This is a genomic window from Pelagihabitans pacificus (assembly GCF_009371985.2).
Classification (GTDB): Bacteria; Bacteroidota; Bacteroidia; order Flavobacteriales; family Flavobacteriaceae; genus Pelagihabitans; species Pelagihabitans pacificus.
Window position 1 is genome coordinate 217,387 of the sequence record NZ_VIKU02000003.1, and the last position, 11,310, is coordinate 228,696.

The following is an 11,310-nucleotide window of genomic DNA, read 5'->3' on the forward strand; positions in this document are numbered from 1 at the left end:
CTTGTGGCGAAATACCTTAAAATGATGAATTTACCTCATGGTAAACGATGACCGCAGGGCCTATTGCCACTACCAAAAGTTAGCGGTTTCGAGTAGTCGGGATACCCCTGTCCGTTTTCAGAAAAATGTCTTCGGCGGAACCTTGCGGTGTTATGGTGAAGATGGAGGCTTTGGCGGACTGCCGGTCCTTCATATCATTTAGAAGGGTGTATATTGGTTTTCAGCACCTACGCATTTCAGTCGGTTCGGGGTCAAAAATTACCCATGAAGTATATTTGTTAACAATTTATTGTAATTGCTTGGTTTTTGTGTTAAGTTAGGCCCGATTTGAACGAACTGAAAATCAGTTCTATTGTTATAACCTTTAATTTTTGATTTATTATGAAGAACACATTTAAAAGTTCCCTACGGCTGTTCGGTTGCTGCATGGGATTGAGCGCCTTGCTTTTTACCTCTTGTTCCGAGGAGGAGGTAGTGTCGCCCGATACCCCATCGGTTACCGATGCGCGTGACCTTACTATTGCGCTTAAGGCAACTCCCACTGACCCCATTATCATCGATGATTTAGGTACCGATGCGCTTAAAACTACCGAAGCACCCGGTATCGACCGTGGTCGTTTCAATATTACCTTAAGCTATCTTTTACCACCGACCGACCGACAGCTTGAAGTTTTTGAGGCTGCCGCAGCGCGTTGGGAACGAATCATTATCAAGGACGAGCCATCCTTTACGGGCACCCTTCCTTCGGCATTTCTGGGATTCCCACCACTAGTGGATGAGGGAACCGTGGATGATATTATTATCGAAGTCGCCTTGGCACCCATTGACGGCCCTGGAGGAATCCTTGGTCAGGCCGGACCGCGATTTGTACGTACCGATGACTTCTTGACCCTATCGGGAGTCATGTTCTTTGATGTGGCGGACCTGGACTTTTTGGAACAACTGGATTTGTTCGAGGAAGTGATCGTGCATGAAATGGGCCATGTTTTGGGTGTGGGTACCCTTTGGAACGTAGCCCCTTTTGGTTTTGACAGAACACTTCGCGGCGGTTCCGATGACAACCCTTATTTCTTGGGTAGAAAAGCCAATGTTTTCTGGAATGCCGAGGGAGGTACGCTCGAATTGCCTATCGAAGGTGATTTTGGTCCAGGAACCAGATTTGGCCACTGGGATGAAGAGGCGCTGAACAATGAATTAATGACCGGCTTCTTGAATTTGGGTGAAAATCCATTGAGTAGAATTACGGCCGGATCTATGAAGGATTTGGGGTACGGTTCCGCTTCTGTGGGCGAATCCTATGACCTGCCCAAGGGCACTCCCGGGGTAGCCGCCAAAGGTACGGCTTCCAGTGAGGGACTTCATATTGCCAGTATGGAAGAATTGCTTCAGCCCATCGGTTTTGTAAACATCAAGGAAAACAAATAAAAAGCCGTCTTTCCAATACCGTATGGTAAAGGAAAGAAATAGGTAGATAAAAGCCTGTAACGGACACCCTGTTTCGTTACAGGCTTTTTTATGGATGGTTCGCTCCTTTGTAAGGAATGGGGTGGGATGACCGATTGATGCCTGTCCACCAAAGCAGCGCGTGCAATGAATCAAGGTGTTAGGAATAGGTTACAACCAAAAATGTGGTGCTAAAAGCAAAAGACAGGTGCTATTGAAAACCATGGGTATCGGCATACCGTTCCATCCTTCGGACAAGAAAAAGGAGCTTTCGGACAAATATTGAAGGGATTCGTCCTCCGTTATTTCGTACATATAGTTTAAAGTGATACCTTATTTTCTAGTACCATATTTCCTGTTTGACCCTCAGGAATATAGTATTTCCAAATCCCCTTGTTAACTATATAAGATACGTGTATGAATAAGCCAAAAAGAAAACAGGTAGGCCCGATAGGAGCGGATACGAAAAAAACAACCGAGGCATCCAAAGTGTTCGACAACCCTATTGATGAAAATACGGATGATTTGCAGTTTAAAGAGATTTCGAACGCTGAAATGAGGACGGAATGGACTTTTAACAATCTTGAATTTGCATACTCTTCAATTGCGGAGAAAATAATTAACAATGCCAAAGGTTTCATAGATGAGTTTTTAAAGGAAATTGGACCACATCAATCAAAACCGGTCGTTCAAGATGTATACAAGATGTTTAGAGAAGCCATGAACGTGAAGGAGGCACAAAATTATATTCCTATCGTTGAAAAAATCAAACAACACACGCCTGGCAGTTTCGATGATTTACTAAAGGCAAAATATGTATTTGAGCAAAGTAGCCATAAATCACAAACAGCCTTTATGTTAACCAGTATAAAGGGCGGGGCAGGAATAGAGACGGCAATCGTGAATTGGAAATTTGCCGAACAATCATTTTATGAAGCAAAAGAGAATGCCGAATCCACCTTTAAGGAAGCAGTTTATGCCGCCCGTGCCGATGGCAAGAACAAATGGGAGAAAAAATATTCCTCAATAGCAAATGAAATATTGGCGCATGTGAATCACTTTAGTTATGCATCGAGTGTGGCAAATGCCACAGATGCATATGGAAAGTTAATGGCGAAGGCCATTTCCGATCTTACTACCGCCAATTCCAGTCTTATCACCGGTTTAACGACTAATTGGAGTCTCGTGGCACAGGGTGAAGCTACCTTGATTGCATCGAACCGGAAAGATTCGTTGGCGTTATGGACATCCATCAAAAATTCATACAATAGTAAAGTCGGTGGAAGTCGCAAATTTTAATAAATAGTATTCAACAATAACTTCATTCTAAATTAAGAGTATGCCTACATCAACAATTCCATTTGATCCAAGCCTTGTGTTGGGGATGGTAGTAAAACCGGATAAAATTACTCAACTAGAGGCGATTGCCAATCTTCAGAAACCAGTGGACGCCGCTAGGAATAAAGTGAATGCCCTATTACGGCAAAAGCTTAGTTTGGATATGACCTTGAGAGAGTTGACAAGCCTTGGAGCGGGCGCTGGTGATGCCATGGATAGTTTTAAAAAGAATCTTGATCAGATAATGGATGCAATCTTAAAAGCGTCGGTAGAACTAAGTGAAGCAGTGATGCAATCAGAGACCGCTATTGCTGACTTAATGTCCAATCAAGACGAAAAACAAATCAGTTCCGAAGTTCAAAGCCCGCTCGATTTTGCCGCTTCCCAGTTAAAGCCCATGCCTATCAGTTCCGATACTATGAATATGGATGTTCAGTATTATCGTTACGAGACCAACGATGAAAGCGACACCTCTACGGCAGATGCGGTTTCTGCATTTGTGGCCACAAAAGTTACGGAGTTATTGGGCCCTGATTGGGGTGCCTCCGCTGGTGGGTCGGCCCACTCCGCAATCGATAATTCGCGGAAAGGCCGTAATCTTCTGGGCACTGTGGTAATTTGTGCCAATTGCACCCATAAACAGGCCCAAATGTTTTCACCGCTTATTCTTGACGTTGAAGACACCATCGAAAACTACGTCCTCTATACGGGAAAAAAATGGGATGCAGACCCGGAAGACCCTGATGAAATGCTGAAAAAAGCAAGCGTACCCATTGACCCGGATGACGAGAAGAGTGGAATGCCGGTGCTAATAGGTGCAACCTATGGGTCCAGTTTTGTCGGGTTCGTTCATTTTGAACAAATCGAGGGGACGCAAAGTCGTCAAAGTTCGCAGTCGGCCGCTGCACAGGCCAGCGGCTACATTGAAGCCGGGCTTTTGGGGAGCTCGCTGGAAGGATCATTTGGTGTAGACACCGAAACGGCCAAAAGTGTAAAAAGCTTACTGAGCACCTCGGATGTCCAATCACACTGCAGTCTTATTACCATGGGATTGATTCCATCGATCAAATCAAATGAAATCACCACCGTGGTAGACCACTTACAGGGTGGGCCTGCGGAACACATGAAGGAGTTGGCAGCCATGCAGGATGCCAGTAATTCGGGCATGTCGTCCATGGCTTCCATTGCTGGAAAAGCCAAAACGGGACAGTCTATCGAAAAAATGAAAACGGACTACATCAAGGGATCGGTAGAGGCGGTGGCGGAAGTCGATACCACGAATAATAGTGTTATAGACATGAACTCCCTGATGACCGCTTTTGATGATTTTGTCAAAAAAGCAGCGAACGCACAAGGCGGGGTTCCAATCAATTTTTATCTAAAATATATTACGGAACGGACCATAGCGGTTCAATGGATGAAAAAATACCAACCGGATATGCTGCATCCGCCCAAGAAGAAGGGCGATGATAGTGGGACACCCTAATAGTAACCAATTGAAACAACAATCCTAAAATAAAAACGATATGGCAACAATTACCTTGATTCAAGCTGCGGCCCACACGGCCGATCATATTCATCTAATGACGGCGCAACCCATGAATGTCGATTTAACAGGCCTTCAGGGCGGCGCGGTTCAATTTAGATGCACCAACGCCTTTGCTGCCATTAAAGGCGCCAAGCAGGTACAGATTACCTATGACGCCGGGGTCGGTAGCCATCATCAAAACATTGCAGTGAGTTCAGTGCTGCCATGAAAGTGAAGACTGCGGATCTCCGATACGACCAAAAGCATATCCTGATTGGATAGGGAAAGATTTGTGTGGCCCAAGCGATACATCAAGGAAACATTCAGAACACTTGGAAAAGGAGTTCAAGAAGCTCGACATAGAGCTTAAATGCATCAACCAATAAAGAATACTATTCATTCATAAAACAATTTACTATGGGGTGGGGAAGAGTAACCATTACGTATGCGCCAACGGGGTATGCACAAAACTATAAGAGAGATAACGTAGTGTATCACAATGAATGTCAAAATATGGTAGCTGATGCTGTCGCAGATTCGGTCGTGAAAATCATTGCCAACCCGCCCGCGGGGGGAATACCCCATATGGGTCCGATTGTAAACCGGGAAAATATCGCTCAGAATTTAGCGGTTGACCCCGGAATTAATTACCGGCTCATTTAAGAATCGGTTGTGGGCCGTTTATTTTAAAAATAGCCAAATAGGTCACCTATCACTCATTATACATATTGACTATGGCAAACTTCAATACCTTCCTGCCCATGCTGCTCGAATTTGAAGGTGGCTGGGTCGATGATCCGGTCGATCCCGGAGGAGCAACCAATAAAGGCATTACCTTTCAAACGTTCAAAGCCTATGGTCCGCGGTTGCTGGGTATTCCAGCGACCTTGGAAAACCTAAAAAAATTGACCGATGCTCAGGCCGGAACCATTTATGAACTTAAATTTTGGGACAAGATCGATTGTAATCATATTGCGAATCAGGATTTAGCCAATATCCTGGCAGATTTTTATGTCAATGCCGGCTCCAACGCCATCAAGATATTGCAACGCATCCTAAACAATAATTTTTCTGCAGGCATCAGTGTCGACGGTAGTATGGGCCCTGCTACCTGTGCAGCAATGCAGGCTGCCGAATCAAAGGATTTGCCAAGACTTTATAATACGTATAAGTCAAACCGAATTCGCTACTATCGGGATCTTGTGGGCCGTAAGCCTGAATTGCAAAAGTTTCTCAAAGGTTGGCTAAACCGGGTCGCCAAGTTCCCGGAAATGTAGTAACCAAAAGTAGACGAACCCAAGCAAGAAACGAAAATAACCCTTACCACATACTTATGGAGTTTTACATTCAAAAAGAAGAAGAATTGGTCCTGAACATTAGTGTTCAAACGGACGATGATCAAAATTTTGCACTCGTACCGGAAACACCCCATCTGGCAACGTCTTCCTGTACCCATATTCTGCTACATGTCCCTAACTTTCAACATACTATTCATGGTAATACTATGGCGGCAAGGGATCAGGGTGTTTATCTTGTTTCGTTGGAAGCTAATAATGATTTGACCATACATCGGGTTGGTGGATAACCTTGGGATTTTAGGTCAACATAGGAACAAATGCCTATAATCGCCCGACCAATCTGTACTATAATGTACCGTGTGATGCGTGTCCACCAAAGCAGCACAGGCGATGAATACATGTGTGTAGCATTGAAATAGTGCTACGTACTTCATACACTAAAAGTTTTATTCACTACCTTATAGAAAATTGACCAACTATTCGGTCAATTCATGTAACGTCCTATTTACCTACATTATTTAAACGACCACCTCGGAAAACATGGCTAAAATAGTAAAGACCCCGGGTATTTATATTGAAGAAAAAAACGCTTTTCCGGGATCCGTGGTGGAAGTAGCAACAGCTATACCCGCATTTATCGGCTATACCGAAAAGGCCGATAGAAAAGGGAAGTCCCTGGTGAACATTCCTACAAAGATTACCTCTTTCACGGAGTATACCGAGCTATTTGGAAGGGCCTTCGTTCCTAAGTTCCAATTAAACCCAAAGGCCACGGACCCCAATAAATCGGATCAACATTTAATAACCATCAACGGCGAGGAAAAGGCCCTATCCTACAATGATGACCATGAGTTGTACCTGTTTAGAAGCATCCAGCTGTTTTTTGCAAATGGTGGTGGCCCTTGTTACATGGTATCCGTAGGAACCTACGAGGGGAAACCAAATGGGATAGCCATCAGGAAGGAAGCATTGCTTGGTGGCTTGGACACGCTTTTGAAAGAACAAGAACCGACCATTGTGGTCGTGCCGGATGCCGTAAAGCTTACTTCCGACGATTGCTATGCCGTTTACGCACAAGTTCTTGCTCATTGTGCAAAGATGCAAAGTAGGGTAGCGATATTTGATATTCATAGTGGTAGCGGCGAGCGGATGCAACCCCAGGGGGATGTAATAGGGATATTCAGGGAGCAGATCGGATCAGAATTCCTAGACTATGGCGCAGCTTATTATCCGTGGCTGAACACGACTATAGTGGGCAAGCAGGAAACCACCTTCCAAAACCTTGCAGACTCGGTGAAACTGAAAGATATCCTAAAAGAAGAGGAGGCTCAGACTATTATCCGGGAATACGGTGACCCTAAGGGAAAAACTGGTCAGGAAATTTCGAATTTTCACCGAGGATTAGTAGCAAGCAGTGCTACGTATGTTCGTCTTCTGGACGCGATTCGCAAAATCATGAATCTATTGCCGCCGTCCGGAGCATTGGCAGGATTGTACACCACGGTCGACAATGACCGCGGGGTGTGGAAGGCCCCCGCAAATATCCCTATCAATAGGGTAATCAATCCGTCTTTACACATCACCCATGAACAACAGGAATCATTAAATGTAGATGAAAAATCAGGTAAATCCATTAATGCCATACGAACGTTTCCAGGTATCGGCACCCTTGTATGGGGCGGAAGAACACTTGATGGCAATAGCCCGGATTGGCAGTATATAAATGTTAGGCGGACGTTGATCATGTTGGAACAATCCATAAAATTGGCGTTACGGGCCTATGTCTTCGAACCAAACGATGCCACTACTTGGTCAACGGTCAAAAGTATGATCGTCAATTTCTTAACGGACCAATGGAAACAAGGAGCTTTGACCGGGACTTCCCCGGAGGATGCATTTGACGTACAAATAGGTCTCGGTACGACCATGACGAGTCTCGATATCCTGGAAGGCAGCATGTTGGTATCGGTAAAACTAGCTGTTGTGAAGCCGGCAGAATTCATTGTGGTCACTTTCGAACAGCAGATGCAAAAACCCTAACCGGGTAGGTAAGAAGTCGCTTTTGAACTGTGCAAAAAGAGTACTAAAATTCCAAACCATGGTTACATCGAATGTTCATACCATCACCCAAGAACTCGATTGGTTCCAACAGCTCTTGGCGCTACGGGTAAAAATCACCTTTGAGCCGTCTAAGTCAGAGGCCGAAATGGCCAAGGTAACGCCGCCCTCGCTTGCGAACGATAATTCACCCTATGCCCAACTGATTCATAAATACCAAATGGACATGCAAGAACGACTTGTCCTTATCCTGGCATTGATTCCCCACATAAAGCCGGCATTGCTTGATATACTCAATATGAAGAATGAGCTCTATGACATACCATTTACGGAGTTCGGCGGTGTGCGCCTTGACAAACATAAAGGCGTTCTGCCCACCGGGGAAACGGCCGCTTTTCTACTGGCAGGTTCCGACCTTGAAAAACGGTTTGCGGTATCGTCCCTGTTTGGGAAGGCGCATTTTTTTCATCAAGAAGGTATTGTATCCTTACAACCTTTTTCATCGAATGAACCGCTTCTCTATGGCGTATTGCAACTATCACCAACATACCTTTCGCTGCTAACAACCGGAAAGGTGTTCAAACCCCATCTTCACCCCAATTTTCTGGCCAAACGAATCGAGACTGCCCAACAATGGGACGATCTTGTCGTGTCTGATCAACTTCAAAACGGACTGGAAGAGATCAAAACCTACATCCAATACGGCAAACAATTGAAAAACGACTATCAATTCGGTACCAAAATAAAACCAGGTTTTAGGGCCTTGTTTACCGGTCCGCCAGGTACGGGCAAAACCCTTGCCGCAGCACTGTTGGGGAAATCTTGCCATACGGATGTGTACAGCATAGACCTCTCTGTGGTGGTCTCTAAATATATCGGAGAGACCGAAAAAAATAGCTCCCGGATATTCGACCGTGCCGAAAAAGAAGATTGGATCCTATTTTTTGAGGAGGCAGATGCCTTGTTCGGCAAGCAGACCGATAGTAACGAAGTTGACAATCGCTATGCTAACCAAGAAGTGTCTTACTTTTTACAACGTATGGACGACTTTGACGGCCTTATCATAGTACGTTCAAATTCCAAAATGACGGTAGATGATGCTTTTATTAGAAGATTTCAATTGGTATTGGATTTCGAAATTCCGAATGTGCATCAACGATACATCCTATGGCAGCAATCGAAAACCGAAGAATTTAGCTATGATGATGCCGTCAATATAGCGTTCTTGGCGGAACAACACGAACTGACCCCGGCTTCAATTATCAATATCCTACATTACAGTATGTTGAAATGTATGGGCCGAGGAGACACCTTGATACAACTTGCGGATATTGAAGCAGGGCTAAAAATAGAACAGCGAAAGGAAGGAAAAAACATCATTTAGGCACCAAAAAGGGTATAAAATGGGTGGTACGGGTCGTTCGGGAACCAATTTTAACATCATATCCAACATAAAACAGGAGGTAGTGTAGCGGCAAGAGCTCCGTATTGGAATTGACCCCGAAGGATGAACCATTGCCAACACTTGAAAAATATTTGACAACAATCCGATGAAATACAAAGCATTGATGGCTTGAAACAGACCATTGATCAAATTACCGCGGATACAAAAGCCATCACCAACAGCATAGATGTAAAATAAAGCTTCATGAAAACCACCCTTTTTGTTTTCTTACTAGTTATTGTGTCTTTCAATCCAACCGGGACCAGTGCCCAGGATACGGTACCAGAGGCCACTATCCGGGACCCGTCGGATAGCCTCTATCATCCCAAGGAGACCGACAGTTTTTTCAAAAAACTTCTTCAACCTTTTAAGTTCAGGGAAAATAGAAACAGAAGGGATAAAGAGAGAATCCGTCGGTTTCTAACTGAACGTATAAAAGATAATGACTTGCATCTTAGCAATGATTCCCTTAAAATCTTTTTGGATTCTATTGTTATGCACCTGAAAGATTCAATCTACGCCGAGACTCTAGGGAAATTACAATCTGTACGCTATTCCTGTAGCTTTTTGGAGCAGGCACCGGATACTGCCTTGATCGCGAAGGATAGGCTTTGTTTACGTCCAAAGGTCCAGATTATCGGATGGCATCGATCAGGTGCAGGAAACCGCTTTAAAAACTATAACTACAAGTATTTGACGGCAATCAATTTATACGGCTATGAATTGGGCATTGATGGAAGTTCCAAAAATCCAAAAAGCTGGCAAGAGTTCAATGAGGAGGGAGGTGTCATAGCGCTTGCCCAAAATAATGGTGTCGATACCTACCTTACCATTTATAATGAATCCGCTAGCGAGGTAACCCAGTTTTTAAATAACCAGGCCGCCCGGCATCGTTTATTCAATACTTTGGTGAAGTACAAGGCATCACATAAAATAACCGGCCTTACCATTTATTTTGATCATATTACAGCCAAAGACAATGCGAGATTTTCATCGTTTATTGCGGAAATGTATAATACATTGGACATGGGAGCTGATGACAATTTCGTTTTGAATATTTCCATTCCGGCAATTGATGGCCGGAATAGTCCGGGAAAGGCAAACGCCTATGATTTTGCGCGACTTAATAATTGGGTCGATTATTATTACCTACGAACCGATAGCATCACAAGGTCCAACAGTGCCAGTGCGGCACCGAAGAGTCCGTTAGGCGCAACCGATGATGTCGAATATGGATCCATACAATCAACTATAGCCTTTTATAGTAATGCTAACATATCAGTGTCCAAACTTGTTATGACCGTTTCATATTCCGGGATTCAATGGCCGGTAACTGGTTTTAACGGTATGGTCAGGCCACTTGGTCGACCCAACGACATTCCGTACAAAGCTATTCGGGCTTCCTTTTTGCAAAACAAGGATTTGCAAAGTGTCATTGAACAGGGATATGATTCGGTAAGCGCGACCGCTTTTTTGAACGTTAAAGGGAGCAATAAGAAGAATACCCCGGAATACACCCAAATTTGGTATGAAGACCGGCACAGTCTGTCAAGAAAGTATGAATGGTTACTGGACAATAAGCTTGCCGGTGTTTCCATTCGAGGTCTTGGTGACGATGACGGTTATACCGATTTATGGGATGTTCTCGGGGCATCATTGATTCAAATAGACAGTGTACAAGTTACTTCCAGCCCAGTTGAGCCCCAAGAAGACCCCAAAACGCCTTTCAATAATTCAATGCAAAAAACGGTAACTATAGCAATAGTGGTAGTAATGGTTTTGGTCGGTATCTTTTTAGTGTACAGAAAGGCTAATTAGCCTAGTGCAGTACGCACTATGGGCCAAAAGCGCGGGCCTTTTGTACCACCTAATTCTTTCGCAGCTGTACAGGCTCCCTCCAATTTTAGAAGATGCCCAATCCTATAAGCCTAGGTCGTCTTCCAAAAACATTCCTCTCAAAAGGCAATGACATCGACGCAGGAGATGCATGAGCACCTTTAAGAACAACAGCAATCTTGCGAATAAACCGAGGTAAGACGTTCATTAATACCATAAAAAAACAATGGAGGAGCAAAGAATAAATCGAGAATCGCTAGATTCTAGATTCACGAGCACCCGTTTCCCAAAATAAAGGTGTAGCGAGTAAACACTTTTTACACAACCCGACGAGCCTGTCCACCGAAGTTTTAACGGAGGTGGGT

11 protein-coding genes are annotated in these 11,310 nt (G+C 44.2%); 10 read left to right on the forward strand and 1 reads right to left on the reverse strand.

All coding sequences use genetic code 11. The features are described 5' to 3' along the window. Positions 1-381 precede the first annotated feature (381 nt). From FK220_RS11525 to FK220_RS11555, 7 genes are all read left to right on the forward strand, one after another. The gene (locus FK220_RS11525) at positions 382-1,425 is read left to right on the forward strand and encodes a leishmanolysin-related zinc metalloendopeptidase (protein ID WP_152574480.1); all 1,044 of its coding nucleotides are present in this window, start codon (positions 382-384) and stop codon (positions 1,423-1,425) included. A gap of 435 nt (positions 1,426-1,860) precedes the next feature. Next, positions 1,861-2,742, forward strand: coding sequence for a hypothetical protein (locus FK220_RS11530; RefSeq protein WP_152574481.1), 882 nt, complete (start codon positions 1,861-1,863; stop codon positions 2,740-2,742). Positions 2,743-2,782: 40 nt separating this feature from the next. Continuing rightward, the gene (locus tag FK220_RS11535; RefSeq protein ID WP_152574482.1) at positions 2,783-4,267 is read left to right on the forward strand and encodes a hypothetical protein; all 1,485 of its coding nucleotides are present in this window, start codon (positions 2,783-2,785) and stop codon (positions 4,265-4,267) included. A 40-nt stretch (positions 4,268-4,307) separates the two neighbouring features. Further along, a complete protein-coding gene (locus FK220_RS11540; RefSeq protein WP_152574483.1) occupies positions 4,308-4,538 on the forward strand; it encodes a hypothetical protein in 231 nt (76 codons plus the stop codon). A 188-nt stretch (positions 4,539-4,726) separates the two neighbouring features. Next, positions 4,727-4,972, forward strand: coding sequence for a hypothetical protein (locus FK220_RS11545; protein WP_152574484.1), 246 nt, complete (start codon positions 4,727-4,729; stop codon positions 4,970-4,972). 71 nt (positions 4,973-5,043) lie between these two features. Then, on the forward strand, positions 5,044-5,586 hold the full coding sequence (locus tag FK220_RS11550; protein ID WP_152574485.1) for a glycoside hydrolase family 108 protein: 543 nt from the start codon (positions 5,044-5,046) through the stop codon (positions 5,584-5,586). A gap of 56 nt (positions 5,587-5,642) precedes the next feature. Then, positions 5,643-5,894: a hypothetical protein gene (locus FK220_RS11555; protein ID WP_152574486.1), complete on the forward strand. Its 252-nt coding sequence runs from the start codon at positions 5,643-5,645 to the stop codon at positions 5,892-5,894. Positions 5,895-5,909: 15 nt separating this feature from the next. On the opposite strand, the gene FK220_RS20200 is transcribed toward FK220_RS11555, so the two are convergent. Then, a complete protein-coding gene (locus tag FK220_RS20200) occupies positions 5,910-6,041 on the reverse strand; it encodes a hypothetical protein (RefSeq protein ID WP_262887908.1) in 132 nt (43 codons plus the stop codon). Between the two features lie 106 nt (positions 6,042-6,147). Between FK220_RS20200 and FK220_RS11560 the strand changes: the two genes are divergently transcribed. From FK220_RS11560 to FK220_RS11570, 3 genes are all read left to right on the forward strand, one after another. Beyond that, the gene (locus FK220_RS11560; RefSeq protein ID WP_152574487.1) at positions 6,148-7,647 is read left to right on the forward strand and encodes a phage tail sheath family protein; all 1,500 of its coding nucleotides are present in this window, start codon (positions 6,148-6,150) and stop codon (positions 7,645-7,647) included. Between the two features lie 58 nt (positions 7,648-7,705). Next, complete coding sequence (locus tag FK220_RS11565) at positions 7,706-9,049, forward strand: ATP-binding protein (RefSeq protein ID WP_152574488.1); 1,344 nt, start codon at positions 7,706-7,708, stop codon at positions 9,047-9,049. A gap of 264 nt (positions 9,050-9,313) precedes the next feature. Further along, positions 9,314-10,927 carry a glycosyl hydrolase family 18 protein gene (locus tag FK220_RS11570; protein ID WP_152574489.1) on the forward strand — a complete coding sequence of 538 codons (1,614 nt, stop codon included), beginning with the start codon at positions 9,314-9,316 and terminating at the stop codon, positions 10,925-10,927. The last annotated feature ends 383 nt before the right edge of the window (positions 10,928-11,310 follow it).